General features: G+C 62.0%; 22 protein-coding genes and 1 riboswitch. Of the genes, 13 read left to right on the forward strand and 9 right to left on the reverse strand.

Features of this window, described 5'->3' with window-relative positions:
* Positions 1 to 36: 36 nt before the first annotated feature.
* Positions 37 to 918: a hypothetical protein gene (locus tag ABFC66_RS13130; RefSeq protein ID WP_346741416.1), complete on the forward strand. Its 882-nt coding sequence runs from the start codon at positions 37 to 39 to the stop codon at positions 916 to 918.
* A 7-nt stretch (positions 919 to 925) separates the two neighbouring features.
* On the opposite strand, the gene ABFC66_RS13135 is transcribed toward ABFC66_RS13130, so the two are convergent.
* Genes ABFC66_RS13135 through xseA form a run of 3 tightly spaced genes read right to left on the reverse strand, consistent with a single transcriptional unit; the run spans position 926 to position 3511 of the window.
* The gene (locus ABFC66_RS13135) at positions 926 to 1780 is read right to left on the reverse strand and encodes a M23 family metallopeptidase (RefSeq protein ID WP_346741417.1); all 855 of its coding nucleotides are present in this window, start codon (positions 1778 to 1780) and stop codon (positions 926 to 928) included.
* A complete protein-coding gene (locus ABFC66_RS13140) occupies positions 1777 to 2010 on the reverse strand; it encodes a DUF2093 domain-containing protein (RefSeq protein WP_346741418.1) in 234 nt (77 codons plus the stop codon). The genes ABFC66_RS13135 and ABFC66_RS13140 overlap by 4 nt, the downstream gene beginning before the upstream one ends.
* Before the next feature lie 40 nt (positions 2011 to 2050).
* Positions 2051 to 3511, reverse strand: coding sequence for an exodeoxyribonuclease VII large subunit (gene xseA, locus ABFC66_RS13145; RefSeq protein WP_346741419.1), 1461 nt, complete (start codon positions 3509 to 3511; stop codon positions 2051 to 2053).
* 135 nt (positions 3512 to 3646) lie between these two features.
* Here xseA and purD point away from each other — a divergent pair, with 135 nt between their 5' ends.
* From purD to ABFC66_RS13160, 3 genes are read left to right on the forward strand one after another with little or no spacing between them, the layout of a single operon-like run.
* The gene (purD, locus tag ABFC66_RS13150) at positions 3647 to 4930 is read left to right on the forward strand and encodes a phosphoribosylamine--glycine ligase (RefSeq protein WP_346741420.1); all 1284 of its coding nucleotides are present in this window, start codon (positions 3647 to 3649) and stop codon (positions 4928 to 4930) included.
* Positions 4931 to 4985: 55 nt separating this feature from the next.
* On the forward strand, positions 4986 to 6086 hold the full coding sequence (locus tag ABFC66_RS13155) for a phosphotransferase family protein (RefSeq protein ID WP_346741421.1): 1101 nt from the start codon (positions 4986 to 4988) through the stop codon (positions 6084 to 6086).
* 41 nt (positions 6087 to 6127) lie between these two features.
* Complete coding sequence (locus tag ABFC66_RS13160; RefSeq protein ID WP_346741422.1) at positions 6128 to 6553, forward strand: GNAT family N-acetyltransferase; 426 nt, start codon at positions 6128 to 6130, stop codon at positions 6551 to 6553.
* Between the two features lie 6 nt (positions 6554 to 6559).
* On the opposite strand, the gene ABFC66_RS13165 is transcribed toward ABFC66_RS13160, so the two are convergent.
* Positions 6560 to 7699: a DSD1 family PLP-dependent enzyme gene (locus ABFC66_RS13165; protein ID WP_346741423.1), complete on the reverse strand. Its 1140-nt coding sequence runs from the start codon at positions 7697 to 7699 to the stop codon at positions 6560 to 6562.
* Positions 7700 to 7872: 173 nt separating this feature from the next.
* Between ABFC66_RS13165 and ABFC66_RS13170 the strand changes: the two genes are divergently transcribed.
* From ABFC66_RS13170 to ABFC66_RS13195, 6 genes are all read left to right on the forward strand, one after another.
* Positions 7873 to 8493: a helix-turn-helix domain-containing protein gene (locus tag ABFC66_RS13170; protein ID WP_346741424.1), complete on the forward strand. Its 621-nt coding sequence runs from the start codon at positions 7873 to 7875 to the stop codon at positions 8491 to 8493.
* Positions 8494 to 8666: 173 nt separating this feature from the next.
* Positions 8667 to 8966, forward strand: a complete 300-nt coding sequence (gene groES, locus ABFC66_RS13175) for a co-chaperone GroES (RefSeq protein WP_346741425.1) — start codon at positions 8667 to 8669, stop codon at positions 8964 to 8966.
* An 89-nt stretch (positions 8967 to 9055) separates the two neighbouring features.
* Positions 9056 to 10705 carry a chaperonin GroEL gene (gene groL, locus ABFC66_RS13180; protein ID WP_346741426.1) on the forward strand — a complete coding sequence of 550 codons (1650 nt, stop codon included), beginning with the start codon at positions 9056 to 9058 and terminating at the stop codon, positions 10703 to 10705.
* A 165-nt stretch (positions 10706 to 10870) separates the two neighbouring features.
* Positions 10871 to 11665 carry a HipA family kinase gene (locus tag ABFC66_RS13185; RefSeq protein ID WP_346741427.1) on the forward strand — a complete coding sequence of 265 codons (795 nt, stop codon included), beginning with the start codon at positions 10871 to 10873 and terminating at the stop codon, positions 11663 to 11665.
* Complete coding sequence (locus tag ABFC66_RS13190) at positions 11662 to 12507, forward strand: DUF3037 domain-containing protein (RefSeq protein WP_346741428.1); 846 nt, start codon at positions 11662 to 11664, stop codon at positions 12505 to 12507. Before ABFC66_RS13185 ends, ABFC66_RS13190 begins: the two co-directional genes overlap by 4 nt.
* A gap of 127 nt (positions 12508 to 12634) precedes the next feature.
* Positions 12635 to 13834 (forward strand): acyl-CoA dehydrogenase family protein, encoded by a 1200-nt coding sequence (locus ABFC66_RS13195; protein WP_346741429.1) that lies wholly within the window; start codon positions 12635 to 12637, stop codon positions 13832 to 13834.
* On the opposite strand, the gene ABFC66_RS13200 is transcribed toward ABFC66_RS13195, so the two are convergent.
* A complete protein-coding gene (locus ABFC66_RS13200) occupies positions 13831 to 14280 on the reverse strand; it encodes an HIT domain-containing protein (protein ID WP_346741430.1) in 450 nt (149 codons plus the stop codon). The genes ABFC66_RS13195 and ABFC66_RS13200 overlap by 4 nt on opposite strands.
* A gap of 86 nt (positions 14281 to 14366) precedes the next feature.
* A riboswitch (ZMP/ZTP riboswitch) is annotated at positions 14367 to 14452 on the forward strand.
* Positions 14453 to 14500: 48 nt separating this feature from the next.
* Here ABFC66_RS13200 and glyA point away from each other — a divergent pair.
* Positions 14501 to 15763: a serine hydroxymethyltransferase gene (glyA, locus tag ABFC66_RS13205; protein WP_346741431.1), complete on the forward strand. Its 1263-nt coding sequence runs from the start codon at positions 14501 to 14503 to the stop codon at positions 15761 to 15763.
* Positions 15764 to 15837: 74 nt separating this feature from the next.
* On the opposite strand, the gene ABFC66_RS13210 is transcribed toward glyA, so the two are convergent.
* A complete protein-coding gene (locus ABFC66_RS13210; RefSeq protein WP_346741432.1) occupies positions 15838 to 16458 on the reverse strand; it encodes a TetR/AcrR family transcriptional regulator in 621 nt (206 codons plus the stop codon).
* An 89-nt stretch (positions 16459 to 16547) separates the two neighbouring features.
* Between ABFC66_RS13210 and ABFC66_RS13215 the strand changes: the two genes are divergently transcribed.
* On the forward strand, positions 16548 to 17897 hold the full coding sequence (locus tag ABFC66_RS13215; RefSeq protein ID WP_346741433.1) for an NAD(P)-binding domain-containing protein: 1350 nt from the start codon (positions 16548 to 16550) through the stop codon (positions 17895 to 17897).
* Complete coding sequence (locus ABFC66_RS13220; RefSeq protein ID WP_346741434.1) at positions 17897 to 18715, forward strand: SDR family NAD(P)-dependent oxidoreductase; 819 nt, start codon at positions 17897 to 17899, stop codon at positions 18713 to 18715. The genes ABFC66_RS13215 and ABFC66_RS13220 overlap by 1 nt, the downstream gene beginning before the upstream one ends.
* A gap of 2 nt (positions 18716 to 18717) precedes the next feature.
* Here ABFC66_RS13220 and tam read toward each other — a convergent pair whose 3' ends face one another.
* From tam to ABFC66_RS13235, 3 genes are read right to left on the reverse strand one after another with little or no spacing between them, the layout of a single operon-like run.
* Positions 18718 to 19491, reverse strand: a complete 774-nt coding sequence (gene tam, locus ABFC66_RS13225) for a trans-aconitate 2-methyltransferase (protein WP_346741435.1) — start codon at positions 19489 to 19491, stop codon at positions 18718 to 18720.
* Positions 19492 to 19503: 12 nt separating this feature from the next.
* Positions 19504 to 20478 (reverse strand): ATP phosphoribosyltransferase, encoded by a 975-nt coding sequence (gene hisG / locus ABFC66_RS13230; RefSeq protein ID WP_346741436.1) that lies wholly within the window; start codon positions 20476 to 20478, stop codon positions 19504 to 19506.
* A complete protein-coding gene (locus tag ABFC66_RS13235; protein WP_346741437.1) occupies positions 20475 to 21620 on the reverse strand; it encodes an ATP phosphoribosyltransferase regulatory subunit in 1146 nt (381 codons plus the stop codon). The genes hisG and ABFC66_RS13235 overlap by 4 nt, the downstream gene beginning before the upstream one ends.
* Positions 21621 to 21717 lie beyond the last annotated feature (97 nt).

Here is a 21717-nt window from a genome sequence, read left to right on the forward strand (position 1 = left end):
ATAAGCGGCGGCGAAAGAGCAAGGCACCCGAACCAGATGTTTGCGAAGAAAATCCAGTACCTCGCGGAGATAGCGCTACTGAAGGCGATGCTTGCCTTCTGCCGCATGCTGGGTCTCGACCGTTCGTCCGCGCTGGGAGGCTGGCTCGGCCGCAATCTGGGCCCGAAGCTCGGTATCACGCGGCGCGCGCGGGGCAACATAAAACGCGCCATGCCCGAACTCTCGACCGAAGAGGTCGAGCGCATCGTTATCGGCATGTGGGACAATCTCGGCCGCACCGCCTTCGAATATGCCCATCTCGACAAGTTCAGCCGGCCGGAGGAGCGCAACCGCATCGAAGTCATCGGCGTTGAGGCCCTGCTCGCCTATGCCGCAACCGGCAAGGGGGGCATTCTGATTTCGGGGCATTTCGCCAATTGGGAACTCATGCCGCTTGCCATGCGGCTCGAAGGGCTCGACGGCGGTGGCGTCTATCGCGCGGCGAACAATCCTTATGTGAACGACTGGATGGTGACGATGCGGCGCGAGCTGATCGTCCCCGAGCAGATCGCGAAGGGCCCCAAGGGCGCCCGCCTGCTGATCCAGGCCATACGCGACAAGCGGTTCGTCGCCATGCTGATCGACCAACGGCTGACCGAAGGCATCGAAGCGAAGCTTTTCGGCCTACCCGCCATGACGACGCCGACTCCCGCGGTGTTGGCGCTGCGTTACAAGGCCGCGCTGGTTCCGGCATCCATCGTTCGCACCAGGGGCGCACATTTCCGCGTCACGGTCCATGAGCCCGTCGCCATCGACAATGATGCGGAACCGACAGGCGAAATTCTTCGTGTGACGCAATTGCTGAACGACTTTCTCGAAGCGCGCATCCGCGAACATCCCGAAGGATGGTTCTGGCTGCACAATCGCTGGAAAGACTGAGCGACGATCAGTCGCCGCCGACAGCCGCACCCGATACGGCGCCCGCAGCCGAAACACCCGGCACCAGCAGCGAGGGGTCGATATGCGCCTCGCGCCAGACCATGGCCCAGTGCAGATGCGGACCGGTCGCGCGACCCGTCTGGCCGACGGCACCGATGGGATGGCCCTGAGCTACGCGCTGCCCCGCTTTCACATCGATGCGCGACATATGCATCATGATGCTGATGACGCCCTGCCCGTGGTCGATGAAGACGAGCCCGCCTTCGAAATACATGTCGGGCTCTGCCAGCCGCACGATGCCGGCGGCAGGCGCGACGATAGCGGCGCCGACAGGCGCGGCGACATCGACGCCGTAATGCGGATTTTTCGGCTCGCCATTGTAGAAGCGCTGGCTCCCGAAGACGCCTGAAATAACACCCTTCGCGGGCCAGATGAAACGCCCGGCGAACCACTCCTGCGGCGTATCGTTCGGGCGGGCCGCGGCCTTCATCGCGACCTCGCGCCTGATCCGCGCCAGCGCCTCGGGCGGCGGATTGACGAGCGCGGGCGCGATCTTCTCGATGCGCTGGATGTGCCAGGCGCGCGGCGCGACGGCGAGGGTCTTCGTCTCGACCCTTCCATCAGGCAGCGTCACGACGAGCTTCGATGTCGGCCCATGATCGCGGTCGAAACCGATGGCGAAAACCCCGTCCGACGACGCAGGCAGGTTTTCTCCATCGAGCGCGACCTTCGCGCCAGGCTCCGTCCGCACGACGACAAGCGACCCCTGCTCCACCGCGCCCGCAAGCGCGGTTTCGGCACGTGCCGGAAGGCCGGCAAACACCACCGCGCCCAAAAGAAAAAGCGCAGCGAAGCGGCTCATTTTCGTGGAAAAAGCGAGGGATATTTCTGCTGATGACGTTCCAGCGAGGCTTCGGGACTTTCGTATGCTTCCTGGAGGTCAACACTCCAGTAGCGCAGATCGTCGAGAAGAATGCGGTGGCCCGTGACCGCGCAGGTCACATAGGCGCCGGGACGCACGACATGAAACTCGCCATCGCCATAGACGATTTCGGCCTCTCCGCCATTGCCCGTATTATCGATCCTGTTCATGGCCGCATTCTAACCGGCTGCAGCCAGAAGTTCAAAGGCGCTAGAGAAGGCTTCCCTGTGAGCCGCCGCCTTCTTTTTTACGCGCCGCCGGCTTCGGCGCCTCCACGCCGCCGACCACGACGCCGATGCGGTCCTCATGCGCGAATTCGATGGCAAGGCCCATGCCGGGCTTGAGCCCCGCCGATGCGCGGACAGGTTTGCCGTCCGCCCCTCGCACGACCGCAAAGCCGCGCTCCAGAACCCCTTGGTAGGAGTAGGACTGGAGCAGCTTGCCCGCGCCGTCGAGGCGGCGCGCGAGATCGGCGAGATGCCGCCGTTCCGCCGCGACTGCCCGCTTGTCATATTGATCGAGACGCTTCTTGCCATCCGCGATCTTGAAGCGAATGAACTGAGTCGAAAGCTTGCCTTCGATGCGGCTGAGCCGCGCACGCTTGGTCTCGGCGGCGCGCCTCAACGCAAGGCCGAGCCGCTCGCCGATATGGTCGAAACGCTGGCGCGGCAGCGCAATCAGATCCTGCAGTCGCGGCAGACCGCGCGCGAGGCCTTTCAACTGCGCCCGTGAATTTTCGACGAGCCGCGTTTCCGCGCGAAGCAGCCGCCGTTCGAGATCGAGCACATTGGCAAGGCAATCGGCGCGCACGGGCACGGCCATTTCGGCGGCCGCCGTCGGCGTCGGCGCGCGCTTGTCTGCGGCGTAGTCGATCAGCGTCACATCGGTTTCGTGGCCGACCGCCGCGATGAGCGGAATGTCGCTTGCGGCAGCGGCGCGCACGACGACTTCCTCGTTGAAGCCCCAGAGGTCTTCAATGGAGCCCCCGCCACGCGCGACGATGAGCAGATCGGGCCTTGGAATTTTCCCGCCAGGTTTGAGCCTGTTGAAACCCTCAATAGCCGCTGCCACTTCCGCCGCCGCCGTTTCGCCCTGCACGCGCACGGGCCAGACGATGACATGGCGCGGGAAGCGATCGGCCAGCCGATGCAGAATATCGCGAATGACGGCGCCGGTCGGGCTCGTGATGACGCCGATGACGTCCGGGATATGCGGCAGCTTCTTCTTGCGTTCCGCCGCGAAGAGGCCTTCGGCCGCGAGCTTCTTGCGCCGTTCTTCGAGCAGCGCCATCAGCGCGCCGATGCCAGCGGGCTCCAGCTGCTCGATCACGATCTGATATTTCGAACTACCGGGATAAGTGGTGAGCTTGCCCGTCGCGATCACTTCGAGCCCTTCGGCGGGCTTGAATCGGAGCTTCGAATAGACACCCTTCCAGATCACGGCTTCGAGCCGGGCGCTCTCATCCTTCAGGGCGAAATAGGAATGACCCGAGGAATGGACGCCGCGAAAGCCCGTGATCTCGCCGCGCACGCGCACATGGCCGAAGGTTTCCTCGACCGTCCGCTTCAGCGCGAAGGATAGCTCGCTGACCGAGAATTCATGGGCGTTGCCGCCCGCTTCGCCCGAGGCGGAAGCGGCGGATTTGCGCCTGCCTGACACTGGTTCGGTCATCGGACTCCGGGCGGGATATGGTTAATAAAGAGGCGCGGACTTGCCTGAATCGGCCCCCATGTTACAAGGAAAACCTTTCCGGCCGTAACCTTAAGGTCGCGGCCCCGCTCACGAATTCAGGGAAGCACTCTCGGCATGAACGTACTCGTCATCGGCTCAGGCGGCCGGGAACATGCTCTCTGCTGGAAGCTCGCATCAAGCCCTCTTCTGAGCCGGCTTTACTGCGCGCCGGGCAATGGCGGCATCGCGAAGATCGCCGAATGCGTGCCCCTGAAGCCGCTCGATTTCGACGCCATTGTCGCCTTCTGCCGCGAGAAGGACATCGGCTTCGTCATGATCGGCCCCGAAGACCCGCTGGTGAACGGCCTCGTCGACCGGCTGGACCGAGAAGGCATCAAGTCCTTCGGGCCTAGCGCGGCCGCCGCCCGGCTCGAAGGCTCTAAGGGCTTCACCAAGGACCTCTGCGCCGAGTTCAACATTCCGACCGCCGCCTATGGCCGCTTCTCCAACGCCGCAGACGCGAAAGCCTTCGTGAAGGCCAATGGCGCGCCCATCGTCGTCAAGGCGGACGGGCTTGCAGCGGGCAAGGGCGTGACGGTTGCCGAAACAGTGGAACAGGCGGACGCGGCCATCGACGAGATTTTCAGCGGGCGCTTCGGCGCGGCGGGCGCAGAAGTCGTGGTCGAGGAATTCCTCGACGGCGAGGAAGCGAGCTTCTTCGCCTTTTGCGACGGAAAAACCGTGATGGCGCTTGCGACCGCGCAGGACCATAAGCGCGTCTTCGACGGCGACAAGGGCCCGAACACAGGCGGCATGGGCGCTTATTCCCCCGCACCCGTTCTGACGCCGGACCTCATTGCCCGTGTCATGCGCGAAATCATCGAGCCAACCGCTGCCGCCATGCAAAGGCGCGGCACGCCGTTCAAGGGCGTCTTTTTCGCCGGCCTGATGATCACGAAAAAGGGCCCGCAGCTCATCGAATACAACACGCGCTTCGGCGATCCCGAGACGCAGGTTCTCATGACGCGGCTCAAATCCGACCTTCTGCCGGCGCTGATCGCAACCCATGACGGCACGCTCGACAAGATCGCGCTCGAATGGAAGGACGAGGTGGCGCTCACCGTCGTCATGGCCGCGAATGGCTATCCGGGCGACTATGTGAAGGACACGGAGATCAAGGGGCTCGACAAGGCTGGTGCCGTTGCGAACGTACAGGTCTTCCATGCCGGAACACGCGCCGAGGGTACGCGCATTCTCGCCACGGGCGGCCGCGTGCTCAACGTGACGGCCACGGGCAAAACGGTTTCCGAGGCGCAGGCGACGGCCTATCGCGCCGTCGATCTCATCGACTGGCCGCAAGGCTTTTGCCGCCGCGATATCGGCTGGCGCGCGATCGAGCGCGAACGCGGCGCGGATTGAAACGGTCCATTCATCAGCATTCGTATACAAATGAACCTTCGGGGAGAACAAAGCCATGAGCAACGGGACACCGACTGAGGCAAGCCGGCAGGAACAGTTTTCCGGTACGAAGGACGTCGTCGAGTCGCATCGCTTCGATGCCGCGAGCCTCGAGGCCTATATGCGCGAGCATGTCGAGGGCTTCGCGGGTCCGCTCGAAGTGCGCCAGTTCAAGGGCGGTCAGTCGAACCCGACCTATCAGCTCGTGACGCCGAACCGGAAATACGTCCTGCGCCGCAAGCCGCCGGGGAAGCTTCTCCCCTCCGCCCATGCGGTCGACCGCGAATACAAGGTCATCACGGCGCTTCATGGCGTCGGCTTTCCCGCGCCGCGCACCTATTGTCTGTGCGAGGATGACAGCGTCATCGGCACGGCCTTTTACATCATGGACATGGTGGAAGGCCGCGTGCTCTGGGAGCCGTTGCTGCCGGGACAGGACCCCGCGACGCGCTGGAAGATCTACGACTCGCTCAACGAGACCATGGCGCGCCTCCACACGGTCGATTACGAGGCCATCGGCCTCGGCGATTTCGGCAAGCCCGGCAATTATTTCATTCGCCAGATTTCGCGCTGGTCGAAGCAATATGTTGCCTCGGAAACCGAAACCATCACCGAGATGAACAGGCTGATGGAGTGGCTGCCGGAGAACGTGCCGACGGATGACTCGACCTCCATCGTTCATGGCGACTACCGGCTCGACAATACGATCCTGCATCCGACCGAGCCGAAGGTCATCGCCGTGCTGGACTGGGAGCTTTCGACGCTCGGCCATCCGCTCGGCGATTTCACCTATAGCTGCATGCAGTGGGTGATGCCGGGCCAGGGCACGGGCGGCGGCACGGGCTCGATCGCAACTGCCGACCTCAAGAGCCTCGGCATTCCGACGCTCGAGGAATACATCAGGATGTATTGCGAGCGCACCAACCGCACAGGCATCGACAATCTCGACTTCTACTTCGCCTACAACTTCTTCCGTCTTGCGGGCATTCTGCAGGGTATCGCCGGCCGCGTGCGCGACGGCACGGCGTCGAGCGAGCATGCGAAGCAGATGTCGCAGAACGTCCGCCCGCTTGCGCTCGAGGCATGGAAATATGCTCAGCGCGCCGGTGCGAAGTAACGACAGACACACCAACGACGAGAAGAAGGACCGCCCGCCATATGAACTGGTCCCGGCACGGTTTTGAGATCAATACCGACAAGACGAAACTGGACAAGGACTCCATCCTGCGGATGTTGCGCGCCACCTATTGGGCGAGCGAGGTGCCGGAAGGCGAGTTGTGGGAGAGCATTCTGAACTCGCGCTCCTACGGGCTCTATTCCCAGGACCGGGAACAGGCGGGTTTTGCCCGCATGGTCACCGACATGACGCGCTTCGCCTGGCTGAGCGATGTCTATGTCCTGCCCGTGCATCGCGGCCGTGGCCTCGGCAAATGGCTTGTCGAAACGATCGTAAACGATCCGGCACTCGCGCGAATCGGACGCATCATCCTCAGCACACGGGACGCCCATTCGCTTTACGAGCGCATGGGCTTCTCGCTCATCGGCGGGGAAGAAGCGGATAGAATGATGATGCTGACGCGGTGAGCGCTCTCACGCGCTCTTGCCGCGCGCCTCGATGGACCAGATGTCGACCAGCGTATCGCCTCGCACGACGTGATAGCAGTCGTAGAGATTGACCGTCGGGTCGCAATGCGGCGTGATCGCGGTGAGCGCCGCGCCGAGTGGCAGGGAAGCGCCTTGGGGCAGGATGATGCCGCCCTGCTCGTCTCCGAAGAAGAAATAGGCCGAACCTTCCGGCGCACCGGAGAGAAGCACCGGCGGCTCCGCGTCGGTCGAGAAAGCCTTGAAGCCCGCATCGGTCGTCGCGAGGTTCCTCGTATTGTTCGAGACGACACTCATCTGCACGAAGAGCGAAGTCTCAAAGGGGATGGGCGCCCCGTTGCCGACATGGACGTCGTTATATTGCTTGTCCATGAAGGCGTAGGAGCCGCCCTGCAGTTCGGTCAGCACATTGGCTTCCGGATCAATGTTGAAGCTGCCCGTGCCGCCACCTGAAACGATGTCGACCGGGAGACCCGCCGCCCGAAAGGCGTCGCGCGTCTCGCCGAGCAGCTTCATCGCGGCGAGCGACTGCTCGCGCCGCTGCGCGAAGTCCTCGATATGCATGACATGGCCCGCATAGCACTGCAGACCGCGAAGCTCGAGCCAATCGGACGCATGAACCTGTCGGCCGAGCGCCAGAACGGGCTCGCCGGCTGCGATGCCGGTGCGGTGAAGGCCGGGATCGAGATCGACGAGGACCTTCAGCTTCTTGCCCGCCGCCTTCGCGGCAAGGGCCAGCGCCTCAGCATTCTGCGGATTGTCGACTGCGACGATGAGATCGGCCACACGCGCATTGAGCGCCACAAGCCGCGCAATTGCGCCTTCGGTCACAACCGGCGATGTGATGAGCAGGCTTTCGATGCCGCCCTCGCCCATCGCCTCGGCCTCGCCGAGCTTGGCGCAGCATTGTCCGACCGCCCCGGCCGCGATCTGCTTCTTCGCGATGGCGACGCTCTTGTGCGTCTTGGCATGGGGACGGAGCCTGATGCCGCTACGCGCGCAATGGTCCGCCATGGCGGCGACGTTGCGCTCGAAGGCTTCGAGATCGAGCACCAGCGCAGGCGTCTGAAGCCTCGCACGCGAACCCGGCTTTCCGATCAGCGCCTCGTTGATGAAACGGCCCGTCATATCGCCCCCCAATATTTTCGATGAGGCGACATCCTAACCACACCGCTCCGATCTGCAACTTTGGCGGGGCCTCCCTGCGACCGCGGGCCCCATGACTTTGCGCACCAAAGTTCTATATGCGAATAATTGAGAGGGATTGGTCACAAGGACGGCGGCAAGGTCCGCATGCGATCATGGCGGCACGAGTGAAGGAAGATATAGGCGCGAAGGCAGGCGGCGCGGACAAGCACGCACTGATCCTCGATGCGGCGCTCGACCTCTTCCGCCATTACGGTTTCCGCCGTACCTCCATGGAGGACATCGCCCGGGCGGCCAACGTCGCCAAGGGCACCCTCTATCTCTATTTCAAGAGCAAGGACGAGCTGTTCGAGGCGCTGGCCCGGCGGCTCGCGGAACTCATCGAGGCCAATCTGAAGGCTGCGGCCGCCCGAGACCTCGACGCCGAGGCCAAGATCCTCGCCCTTTTCGACGCCAAGCTCGGGTTCCTCTATCGCTGGGTGCTTTCCAGCCCCCATGCCGCGGAACTCATCGATTCCAAGGCGCAACTCCAGGCCACGATCTTCGAATCCGTCGACCGGGACTTCCGGGCCGCCATCGCCAGGGTCCTGAGGGATGGCGTCCGCCGGGGCGAATTCGACGTAAAGACCGCCGGTTTTACCGTCGAAAGCGCAGCCGACACCCTGATCGCAGCCGCCTATGGCGCCGAGAGCGGGGCCAGGGATGAGGCCGAGTTCCGGGCCCGGCTGACCCGGATCGTCCGCCTGAGCCTCCGGGGCCTCAGGAAATCCGCCTGACGCACACGTTAACCTTTGAAAACAAGAAGCTTTTGTGGCGCGCCTTGACTCCATGGAGGGGCGCCACTATCTCTCTGTCGGGCTGTTAGCACTCCCCATGGGTGAGTGCTAACAATCCATAATCCCTAAAGTTTCCCGCGGAAACCGCGGTTCCGAAACAGGAGAAGACAGAGATGAAATTCCGTCCTCTGCATGACCGCGTTGTCGTCAAGCGCGTCGAGGAAGATACGAAGACCGCCGGCGGCATCATCATCCCCGAGACGGCCCAGGAAAAGCCCTCGCAGGGCGAAGTTCTCGCGGTGGGCCCTGGCGCCCGTGGCGAAGACGGCAAGGTCGTGGCGCTCGACGTCAAGGTCGGCGACCGGGTGATCTTCGGCAAGTGGTCCGGCACGGAAGTCAAGATTGACGGCCAGGATCTGCTGATCATGAAAGAGTCCGACATTCTCGGCGTTGTTCAGGGCGCCAAGAAATAAGCCAAGGCTCGTGAAACCGGTGAACGGTTCGCGGGCATTTTTCATGTCCCGCACCCGAACCAGCTCAGAATTCAAGAGGAAGCAAAACAATGGCTAAGGAAGTCAAATTCGGCCGTTCGGCCCGCGAGCGCATGCTCCGCGGCGTCGACATTCTCGCCGATGCGGTAAAGGTCACGCTCGGTCCGAAGGGCCGCAACGTCGTGATCGACAAGGCCTTCGGCGCTCCGCGCATCACGAAGGACGGCGTCACGGTCGCCAAGGAAATCGAACTTGAAGACAAGTTCGAGAACATGGGCGCCCAGATGGTGAAGGAAGTCGCTTCGAAGACGAACGACACGGCCGGCGACGGCACCACCACGGCGACGGTTCTGACGCAGGCGATCGTTCGCGAAGGCGCGAAGGCGGTTGCCGCCGGTCTCAACCCGATGGACCTGAAGCGCGGCATCGACCTCGCCGTCGCCACGGCGCGCGAAGACATTTCGAAGCGTTCGAAGAAGGTGAAGTCGAACGACGAGATCGCCCAGGTCGGCACGATCTCGGCCAACGGCGAAGCTGAAATCGGCAAGATGATCGCCGAAGCGATGGCCAAGGTCGGCAACGAAGGCGTCATCACGGTTGAAGAAGCCAAGTCGCTCGACAGCGAGCTCGAAGTCGTCGAAGGCATGCAGTTCGACCGCGGCTACCTTTCGCCCTATTTCATCACCAACGCCGACAAGATGGTGACGGAACTGGACGAGCCGCTGATCCTTCTCCACGAGAAGAAGCTCACGAACCTTCAGCCGCTGCTCCCGATCCTGGAAGCCGTCGTGCAGTCGGGCCGTCCGCTGCTCATCATCGCGGAAGACATCGAAGGCGAGGCTCTGGCCACGCTCGTCGTCAACAAGCTCCGTGGCGGCCTCAAGGTTGCCGCCGTGAAGGCGCCGGGCTTCGGTGACCGCCGCAAGGCCATGCTCGAGGACATCGCGATCCTCACGGGCGGCCAGGTCATCTCCGAAGAACTGGGCATCAAGCTCGAGAACGTGACGCCCGACATGCTCGGCAAGGCCAAGCGCGTCCGCATCACGAAGGACGACACGACGATCATCGATGGCGTCGGCAAGAAGAAGGACATCGAGGGTCGCGTCTCGCAGATCAAACGTCAGATCGAAGAGACGACGTCGGACTACGACAAGGAGAAGCTGCAGGAACGTCTCGCGAAGCTCGCGGGCGGCGTTGCGGTGATCAAGGTCGGCGGTGCGACGGAAGTCGAAGTGAAGGAACGCAAGGACCGCGTCGACGACGCGCTCAATGCGACCCGCGCGGCTGTCGAAGAGGGCATCGTCCCCGGCGGCGGCACGGCTCTCCTGATGGCCACCAAGGCCGTCTTCAAGCTCACGAGCGACAACCCGGACATTCAGGCCGGTATCAACATCGTTCGCAAGGCTCTCGAAGCTCCGATCCGTCAGATCGTCGAGAACGCCGGTGTTGAAGGCTCGATCGTCGTGCAGAAGGTCCTCGAGTCGAAGGTCGCCAATTTCGGCTTCGACGCGCAGAACGAAGAGTATGTCGACCTCGTCGCCGCCGGCATCATCGACCCGACCAAGGTCGTGCGCACGGCGCTTCAGGACGCGGCCTCGGTTGCCGGCCTCCTCATCACGACGGAAGCCATGATCGCCGAAGCCCCGAAGAAGGACGGCGGCGCCCCCTCCATGCCCGGCGGCATGGGTGGTATGGGCGGCATGGGCGGCATGGACTTCTAAGTCCCGCCGTCAGTCCGCTGACGAATTCGGAAGGGCCGGTGGAAACACCGGCCCTTTTGCGTCCCGGCGCCAACTTGAACGTAGGCAGACCGATTGAAACTAGTTAGCATAATGACGGAATAGGTTATCTAAGACCCGATCACAAAATGAGGCGCAGTAAATTTCTTGCTCAGGCGTCTGACACCGATTGAATTCCACCGTTTTGCCAAGGTTGGAAAGACAAATCCAGCCTTTGCGATATGCGAGGACGAACACGGCGCGACCGTCGAAGTCGTGGCTAAGTTTTCGGGCAATTGCGAGCGTGGCGTAACTTCTCTATCTATGGAAGTTATAGCGGCTTGCCTTGCGGCTGATCTCGGCCTACCCATCCCTGAACCCTATTTGCTAAACGTTTCTCAGGAATGGGCTCAACTGATCCCTGACGCCCAGCAGAGGCTCAAGATCACATCCAGCAACCCCGTGGCATTTGGCTCACATATGCTGACCGGCCAGTATGCCGACTGGACCTCGGGCACGAAGATCAGCGACCCGATGGTGCCGACGGCAGCGGCAATAATGTTTTTCGATGGCACAATCCAAAACCCAGACAGAAGAGTCGAAAATCCAAACTGCCTGACACGCGGAAGTGAAATTCGCATTTACGATCATGAGCTTACGTTCTCGCAAGATCTCGTGATAGGTTGGATACCACCGTGGGTTTTGGGCGGAATGAGAACTCTGGAGAATCCACTTGGGCTCCACATCTTTCGAGATGGCCTCCGCAATAGGCAAATTGACTTCGAACCGATACGCGCCGCGTGGCTGAGCGTGACAGATGACCGCTTGGACGCGTATGGCAACGCAATACCTATTGAATGGAATGATGCACGAACAGATGTGCAATCGGCTATCGACCTCATTCGAGATATTCGAAACAATGTCGATGCGTGCATCACTGAGCTGACGCGGGTGCTCTCATGAAAGAAAAACACTCATATTCCTATATCGTCTTGCGATATGTCCACGACGTTATGACTGAGGAATTTGTGAACGTCGGGCTGGTGCTTTATGCGCCCTCAACGCATGCCGTAAAGGTCAAAACCCGCAAGACCATAGGTCGCATTAAAGACACCTTCCCGAATCTCGATCGGAGCGCATTTGTCTTGACTATGCGGTCGGTTGAGAGGTCGATTTCAAATACAACCAAAGGCCTCTCCGCTACACCACTTTTATTGTCGGAAACTGACGCTGGTAGCATTGTTGGAAGGGCTTTACCGCAAGGCGATAGCTCACTTCAGTGGTCTTCAATTGGCCGCGGTTTTACAAGCAATATCGACGACACATTTACTCGTTTATACGACCGCCTAATCTCTCAATATGATGAGCATTCTGAGCGTCGCAAATCTGACGAAGAAGTATGGCGACCCGTTCGAGAAAGACTCGAAGAGCGTCACCTTGCGACACGTCTGACAAGTAAAGCAATATCGAGTGATGTAGACGAAATTACATTCAAGCACGCTTGGAAAAATGGGACGTGGAACGTGTATGAATCCGTCTCACTTGATCTTGCTGACGCGGAAGGCATTAAGGAAAAAGCTAGACGATGGCTTGGCCATCTTTCCGCTGTAGCTGATGGCGCCGAGCCATTTAAACCACATTTTTTGGTTGGCGCACCAAGTGACCCGGAACTTCAGCCTGCGTATCACAAGGCGATAGAAATTCTACGTCGAGCGCCAGCTAATCCTGAGATATTTCAAGAAGATGAGGTCGATACATTGGTATCTAGAATAGAAGACGAGATCAGAGCTCACGACTCGCATTAGGCTCACCTTCTCAAAGAGCCGGTGGAAACACCGGCCCTTTTGCTTTGTTCTCACGCCAATTTGAGTGTGGCAGCGGGCCACAAACCGTTAGTCTCGTCTCAACAAGAAATTCGACGGGGACGGGACAATGGACTTTTCTTTTTCCAAGGCAGACGAGGACTTCCGCATGAAGGTGCGGGACTTCTTCGAGCGTGAATATCCGCGCGAGATCGTGGAGAAGATGGCGCGCGGGCACTCGCCCTCGAAGGCGGATTACCAGACCTCCGAACGTGCGCTCGCCGCGAAGGGCTGGCTCGCCGTCAACTGGCCCAAGGCCGATGGCGGCACGGGCTGGACGGCGAACCAGAAATACATCTTCGACGAGGAACTGGAACGCGCCGGCGCGCTCAATGTCGTGCCGATGGGGCTCCTCTATGTCGGTCCCGTGATCTACACCTTCGGAACGGACGAACAGAAGAAGCGCTGGCTGCCGGGCATTCTCGACAGCACCACCTTCTGGGCGCAGGGCTATTCCGAACCAGGCTCCGGCTCCGATCTCGCCTCGCTGCAATGTGCGGCTGTGCGCGAGGGCGACGAGTATGTCGTCAACGGCACGAAGATCTGGACGAGCCTCGCGCAACACGCGGACTGGATATTCTGCCTGCTGCGCAGCGACAATTCCGGCAAGAAGCAGGAGGGCATCACTTTCCTCTGCATCGACATGAAGACGCCGGGTATCACGGTCCGCCCGATCATCACGATCGACGGCAAGCATTCGCTGAACAGCGTCACCTTCGAGAATGTCCGCGTGCCTATCGAGAACCGCATCGGCGAGGAGGGCAAGGGCTGGACCTATGCCAACTATCTCCTCGGCCATGAGCGCACTTCTTATGCCCATGTCGCGGGAAAGCGGAAGCAGCTCGAAGACATTCGCGCAACGGCCGAACAGACGGACACCGGGGCGACGCGCCTCATCGACGATCCGGCTTTCCGCATCAAGCTCGCCGAGCTTGAGGCGCGCCTCGATGCGCTGGAACTCACCGTGCTCCGCACGCTCGCGACCGTCTCGGAAGGCGGCGCGCCAGGGAACGAATCCTCGATCCTGAAGGTGATCGCAACCGAACTCGCGCAGGACATTACGGAACTCGGCATGGAAGCCTTCGGCCCCTATGCCATGCCCACATTTCCGGATTCGACGGCGCCGCTCTGGACCGACAATACGCCGCTCCCCACCGGCGCCGCACCTGCCGTCGCCCGCTATCTCGGCGCCCGCGCACAGTCGATCTATGGCGGCTCGAACGAGATTCAGAAGAACATTCTGGCCAAGCGCGTGCTGGGCCTGCCCTAACCCTTGTCGCGCATCTGCCGCCCGCCGATGAAATGCATGTGCAGGTGGTAGACGGTCTGACTGCCTTGCGGATTCGTGTTGATGACGATGCGGAAGCCGCTGTCGGTAATGCCGCGTTCGCGTGCGAGCTTCAGCCCGAGCTGCACCATCTCGCTCACGACCTCGGGCGGCGTCTCGAGGATAGAGGTGTAGCGGTGCTTTGGAATGACGAGGAAGTGGACCGGAGCGACAGGATGAATGTCGTTCACCGCGAAGGCATGCTCGCTTTCGCCGATCCATTTCTCATGCGGAATGCCTTCAAATGGTGACGGCTTGGAAAGGCTCTCCGCCTTGATCTGGGGAAGCTTCCATTCGGCGAGCTTCCAATAGGCCTCACCTATGGGGTCGAGCTGGCCGATGCCGAAGGCCGCCAGCACGACAATCCAGATCTTCCAGTTCTTCAACATGATCGCTCCCCGAATCCCTGCCTTCGGACAGTCTATTTGACGTGGAAGCCCCGCCGCCTTAAATTTTCCGTGACCTCGGTCGCACATATCCTCCGCGCGACTGGCGATATGAGATGGGCAACCATCGGGGAGCGCGGAGACCGATCTACAGCCGATCGCCTGGGCAGCAACGAAAATGCTGGCCGGGCGTTTTGTTTTTTGGCTGTCGAAAGGAAAGATCATGAGCAACTCGACGGAGCGAACCCGTCTCGCCCAATCCGACGCGGATGTCTATCTCGCACTCAAGGGCGAAGAAGCGCGCCAGCGCGCGGGCCTCGAACTCATCCCCTCGGAAAACTACGCCTTCCCCGAAGTGCTGACGCTTCTGGGCTCGGCCTTCAGCAATAAATATTCCGAAGGCTATCCGGGACGCCGCTATTACGGCGGGCAGGAACATACCGACCGCATCGAGACGCTGGCCCGCGACCGGGCCAAGGCGCTTTTCCGCGCGGAACATGCCAATGTCCAGCCGCTTTCCGGCTCGCCCATGAACCAGGCCGTCTATCTGGGCCTTCTCGAACCGGGCGAGACGATCCTCGCCATGGATTTGAGCCATGGCGGTCACCTGACGCATGGCGCGCCGGTGAGCCATATGGGGCGGCTTTTCAATTTCGTCCGCTACAAGACAAATCCGGCGAATGGCGCCATCGACTTCGATGACCTCACGAGAATTGCCCGCGAGACGAAGCCAAAGCTCGTCGTCTGCGGCTATTCCTCCTATCCGCGCGACTATGATTATGCGGATTTCAAGCGCGTGGCTGACGATGTCGGCGCGCTCACCATGGCGGATGTAAGCCATATCGGCGGGCTTATCGCGGCCAATGTCATGCGCAATCCGCTCGACGCGGGCTTCGATGTCATGACCACGACGACGCACAAATCGCTGCGCGGTCCGCGCGGCGGCTTGATCCTCTGCAAGGAGCAATTCGCCAAGAAGATCGACGCGTCCGTATTCCCCGGCCTTCAGGGCGGACCGCATATGAACCAGGTCGCGGCGGCGGCAACGACGTTCCGCCTCGCCGCCATGCCCGCCTTCCGCGCTTATGCCGAAGCGGTGCTCGTCAATGCAAAGGCGCTGGCCGCAGCGCTGACGGCGCGGCAGGTGAAGCTCGTCACCGGCGGCACCGACAATCACCTGATGGTGATCGACACCATAGCGAGCTTCGACATTGACGGCGCAAAGGCGCAGGAGGCGCTGGATCGCGTGGGCCTCACCACCAACAAGCAGGTGATACCCGACGATCCGCGGCCGCCCATGCGCCCCTCGGGCCTGCGGCTCGGCACACCGGCAGCGACGGCCCGCGGGATGGGACCCGCCGAGATGGAGGAGATTGCCGCCATCATCGCGGAGACGCTCGCAGCCGACGGCGACGTCATTGCTGAATCGACGCTGTCCAACCGCACGCGGGCGCTGACATCCCGCTTCCCCGTGCCGGGGCTCTGACCCGACACCATCCGGGGCGGCGCGCATATCGGCCGCCGCCCCGGCCGGTGGCGGAAAAACCCGCCGAATGCCTGTCAGTCCTTGAAAAACGTCTCAAGCTCGCGCCGCGTCATGGCGCGATATTCCTTGATAAGGCGGTCGCCTTCCTTTCGTTCGACGGCGATGGCAAGCCGCACCGCCGAGCCGGCAAGCTGCATCAGCAGAAAGGACGCGGCCTCGAACCGTTGATGATCGCGTTTGGGCACCAGATGCTTCAGCGACGCGAAGAAGACGCGGGCATTCTCGCGGCTGTCCTCCACATCGAGCGCCTGCAACGCCTTGTCCGATTGCGTCGCCGACCAGATGTCGCGCACATCGGGCTCCGTGATGAAGAGCTGGTAATAGCCCTCGATCAACGCATCCACGCGGGCGACTGCTTCCCTTCCCGAGTCGAGGCCCGTGAGACTCGCGATCAGACCCTCGCGAACGCGCTCCATGACACGCTGCGCCAGCACACGCAGGATCGCCGGCTTATCCGGGAAATACTGATAGAGCGAACCGATGGGCACACCCGCCCGCGCCGCGATCTCGCTCATGCGCACGGCATCGCTGCCTGTTTCGGCAATCAGTTCGGAAGCGGCGGCAAGAATGCGCTCCACGCGTTCCTTCGCCCGCTCCTGCGTCGGCCTTCTGCGGATGGCTGCGCTTCCCGGCATTTTTCTCCGATTCCTCTTGCCTCACCGAAATGTGAGGGATTATCATTTTCAAAATATGAGCCTTCCTCACATTTTTCAAGGGATAAGTCATGACGGAAATCGGACGGGTCTGTGTGGTGGGTGGCGGCCCGGCGGGGCTTGCGCTGGCGCGGAGTTTTCTCGCCCGGAACATTCCTTTCGACGTCTACGAACGGCATTCCGATGTCGGCGGTCTCTGGGACCAGACAAACCCCGGCTCGCCCGTCTACGACTCCGCGCATTTCATCTCGTCGAAAACGCAGTCGCACTACCACGACTTCGACATGCCGGAGGACTACCCGGACTATCCGTCGAACAGGCAGATCCTCGCCTATATGCATGCCTTCGCGGATGAATATGGGCTGCGCCCGCATATCCGCTTCAGCACCGAGGTGAAGGAAGCGGCGCCCGAAAATGGCGGCTGGCGCGTCACGCTTTCGACCGGCGAGACGAAGCATTACGCATCGCTCGTCTGCGCCAACGGCACCAACTGGCACGCGTCCCTGCCGAGCTATCCCGGCACCTATACGGGCGAGATGCGCCATGCGCAAAGCTACCGCTCCATGGATGAATTCAAGGGCAAGCGCGTTCTCGTCATCGGCGCAGGCAATTCCGGCTGCGATATCGCCTGCGACGCGGCGCAAAGCGCGGACAAGGCCTTCATCAGCATGCGGCGCGGCTATCACTTCATTCCGAAGCATCTCTTCGGCATTCCGGCAGACGCCTTTGCGGCATCGGGCCCGCAATTGCCCATGTGGCTCGAACAGCGCGTCTTCGGCGCGGTGCTGCGCGTCCTCAATGGCGACCTGACGCGGCTTGGGCTGCAAAAGCCGGATCACCGTATCTTCGAAACCCATCCGATCCTCAACACGCAGCTCCTGCATTTTCTCGCGCATGGCGACATCAAGGCGAAGCCCGATATCGCCCGCTTCGACGGCAAGACTGTGCATTTCAAGGATGGGACATCCGAAGAGATCGACCTCGTTCTCTGCGCCACGGGCTATAGCTGGAAGGTGCCTTATCTCGATGCGAAGAATTTCAAATGGAAGCACGGGCGGCCCGATCTCTACATGAACCTCTTCAGCCGCGAGAATCCGAACCTCTATGCGCTCGGCTTCATGGAAACGAACGGCGGCGCCTACAAGCTCTTCGACCAGATGGCGGACCTTATCGCACGCACCATTGCCGCCCGCGCCAAGGGCGGCGCCGAGGCCCAGGGGATCGACAAACTCATTGCAACGGACAAGCCGGACCTCACCGGCGGCATCCATTTCGTCGGTTCCGACCGCCACGCGACCTATGTCGAAATCGCGTCCTATCGAAAACAGATGAACCGCCTGCGCAAACTGCTCGGCTGGCCGGATCTCACGGATGGCTGTTTCGACAAGCTGCGCGTGGGCGCGAAGAAGGAAGCAGCCTGATGGGAAAGAAAGCGCTCATCACCGGCGGCGGCGGCGCCATAGCGGAAGAGATTGCCGTTCGCCTCGACCGGCGCGGCTACAACCTCATCCTCGCCGATATCAACGAGGCGCGCATGGGCGCGGTGGCGGCGCGCCTCTCGCGCCCCGCCCTCACCATCCGCGCCGACCTCTCGACGCAGGATGGCATCGCGGCGCTTGCCGGCGCCATAGAGGCCGACCACAGCGACCTCGCACTGCTGGTCAACAATGCGGGTTTCGTTGAACCGGGCGACGTCGATGCGCTCACGCCCGGTCAGCTCGACCGCCATATCTTCATCAACCTCATCGCGCCGATGCAGCTGTCGCGCGCGGCGGCCCGCGTCATGCGGCCGCGCAAGAGCGGCGACATTCTCTCCATCGTCTCGATGGGCGGCATCATTGCACTGCGCGGCAGCGCGGCTTACGCCGCTTCGAAATTCGGCCTGCGCGGCTTCCAGACTTCCATCCGGTCGGAACTGATCAACGACGGCGTGCGTGTGATGGGCGTCTTCCCGAGCGGCGTGGACACACCGATGCTGCGCTATGAAGCGACGCATAATGGTTCGCCGCTCAACTTCGTCGGCAAGGTTCTGACGGCGGGCGAGGTGGCGGATGCCTGCATGAAGGCGCTCGACACCGGCAAGCTCGAAACCTATGTGCCTTATGGCGACAGCCTCACCTCGCGGCTGATGGGCGCCTTTCCCTGGCTCATCGAGAAGGTGCTGCCCATATTTGAGAAGTCGGGCGAACAGGGCCGCGCGAAGTTCATCGCCGAGCGCGGATTGAAGGTCGAGCGCTAAAGTCAGCGTCGCGTCGCCACAATGAAGAGGCGCGGGAAGCGCAGAAGCACCTTGCCGTCGCGGAGCGGCGGATAGGCGCGCGCGATGCGGCGCGTATATTCGGCGAGATAATCCCGGCGCTGCATCTCGTTCAGCGGATCGAGCCAGGGGCGAAGCCCCGTTCCCTTCACCCATTCGACGATGGCAACCGCATCGGTCAGCGGGTGATTGTAGATCGTGTGCCAGATGTCGATGCGTGAGGCGAAAGGCTCAAGCAAGTCGTAGTAGCGCGCGGGCACGGGCAATATTGCGCGCGCGATATCGTGCCCTTCATAGGCGTCTGCCCACGGCCCCGATTGCGCCACTTCGGCCATCAGCAGATGTGTCGGTTCGCCAAGATTGTCCGGCATCTGAAGCGCCAGCACACTGCCAGACGGCAGACCGTCGAGCAGGCGCGCCAGCACGGCCTCATGCCCGGGCACCCATTGGAAAACCGCATTGGCATAGAGAAGATCGACCGGCGCCGACGGCCGCCATGCCGCAATATCGGCTTCGATGAAGTCGACATCGGGCAAGCGTTTGCGCGCCGCGGCCAGCATTTCGGGAGAACTGTCGAGGCCGACGACCTTCGCATCGGGAAAGCGCTCGACGAGAAGCTCCGTCGAGTTGCCGGGCCCGCAGCCGATATCGACGACATGCCGCGCGCCGGCCAAGGGAACATGGTCGAGAAGGTCCCGGGCGGGGCGTGTGCGCTCGTCTTCGAACTTCACATATTGCCCGGCGGACCAAACGGCCATGTTACCCTCCGATCAGCGCCCCAGCCGCGCCTTCAGCTTTTCCAGAAGCATGTTCCTTGCCCGGAATATATATTCGGCGGGCGACACGGTCACCGTGTCCGCGCCGAATTCGCGAAGCCGCGTCGCGACGGCATGCAGATGCTCGCGAGGACAGAGCACCGAGTTTTCGACACCTTCGCTCGTGCAGCCGAAATCGCGCTTGAGGACCGCCGCGGCGGTGGCCCCGTCGAGACTGCCGCCACGCGCCGTCACGATGACATGGCTTTCGGCATAGCGACGCGCGTCGATACGGTCGAGAACCGCGCTCGCCGCAGCAAGCGCCTTGTCGTCCCACCTGGCGCGCAGACTCGCAACGAGGTTCGCCTGGCTTTTCAGCATGACGCCATCGTCGAGGATCTTCAGATTGTTCGCGGCCAGGGTCGTGCCCGTCGTCGTGATGTCGACGATGGCTTCCGCGGTGCCCGCAGCAGGCGCGCCCTCGGTCGCGCCCGCGCTTTCGACGATGCGGTAATCCGCAATACCGTGTTCGGCGAAGAAGGCGCGCGTGAGGTTCAGATATTTCGTGGCGATGCGAAGACGGCGGCCATGGCGACGGTGAAAGGCAAGCGCCACATCGTCGAGATCGGCCATGGTCGAGACGTCGATCCAGCTTTGCGGGACGGCGACGACGACATCGGCATATCCAAACCCAAGCGGCAGGACGAGCTCGACGGCGTTGTCGGCGTCGGCCAGATTTTCGCGGATGAGATCCTCGCCCGTGACGCCGAAGTGAATCGAACCGTCTTCAAGACGGCTCGCGATTTCGGAGGCCGAAAGAAAGGCGACGGCGACATCCTTCACGCCACCGATGCGGCCCACATATTCGCGTCCGCCACCCGCCTGCTTCACGGGCAATCCGGCCTTGGCGAAGAAGGCGTTGGCGTTTTCCTGCAACCGCCCCTTGGACGGAATGCCGACGATCAAGGCGTCGTTCGTCGTCGGGTTCATCGCACGGCCTCCCCTGAAAGATCGGCGCCCGTGATGGCGCAGCCGACGGCCGGTATGCGCGTCTTCGCGCCAAGGCTCTGAAGGAGCCCGTCATAGCGACCGCCACCTGCAACCGCGCCTTCCGCGCCCGCGCCGCTGCGGCGCAGTTCGAAAACGAAGCCGGTGTAATATTCGAGCGCGCGTCCGAAGCCCGTTCCGAAGCGAGCACGAGAGAGATCGACGCCCTTTTTCTCGATCAGTTCGAGGCGGCGTTCGAGCGCCGCAAGCGGCGTATCGATGGAGATGCCTGCGCCCTTGGTCAGATCGCGAATACTCTTCACCGCGTCGCGCGGCGCCAGCTTCAACGAAAGGAACGAGCCGATGAGATCGGCGACTTCCTTCGAGAGCGGAGCGGCGCTCCTGTCCGCCGCGCGCTCAAGGAAACGCTCGGCGATTTCCGCGATGCTGCGCCCGCCGACCGGCGCGATCTTCGCAAGATCGAGCACATCGGCGATGACGCTCTTCGCGCTCTGGTCGTCGAGCACGTTGAGCGCGGCGAGAAGCCCGGCCTGTTCCTCGGAGCGCTCATCCGCACTGCCATCGCTTGCGAGGCGCTGGACGAGTTCCTTGAAATATTGCGGCCGCCAGAAGTGACGCTTCAGGCGGGTACGCCAGCCCGTCGGGATGTCGAGTGCATCGACAAGCGCATCGAAAAGCGCGAGGTCGCCCATCTCGATGTCGAAAGCGGAAAGCCCGCCTGCGCGCACGGCCTCGGCGGCAAGCGCCAGCATTTCGGCATCGGCGGCTTCGGCATCTCGCCCTCCGAAAAACTCCGCGCCCGTCTGCACGACCTCGCCCGAGCCCTTTGGATCGAAACGGAAGACCGCGCCCGAATAGCAATATTTGGCCTCACCGACGCCGGCACCTTCGAGATAAAGGCGGCAGGTCGGAATGGTGAGATCGGGACGCAGGCAAAGCTCCTGCCCGCCCGGATCGGTGAACACATAGAGGCGGCGGCGAATATCCTCGCCCGAACGGTCGAGGAAAACATCCGCGGGCTGGAGGAGCGGCGGCTCGACCGGCGCGAAGCCCGCGCGCTCGAAAACGCCGCGCATGGCTCCTGTGCTGGCTCCCGCCGGATTTCTCTCAGGCGTCGATGACATGGTCTTGATCCTTCGCGCGCCGGACCCTCCGGCCGCGCCCTTTTAACATGGAATGGTAAATGTCGGGAAAGCGGAGATATGGGCCTTAACGGCCGTG

It is taken from the genome of Parvibaculum sp. (assembly GCF_039680535.1).
Taxonomy (GTDB): Bacteria; Pseudomonadota; Alphaproteobacteria; order Parvibaculales; family Parvibaculaceae; genus Parvibaculum.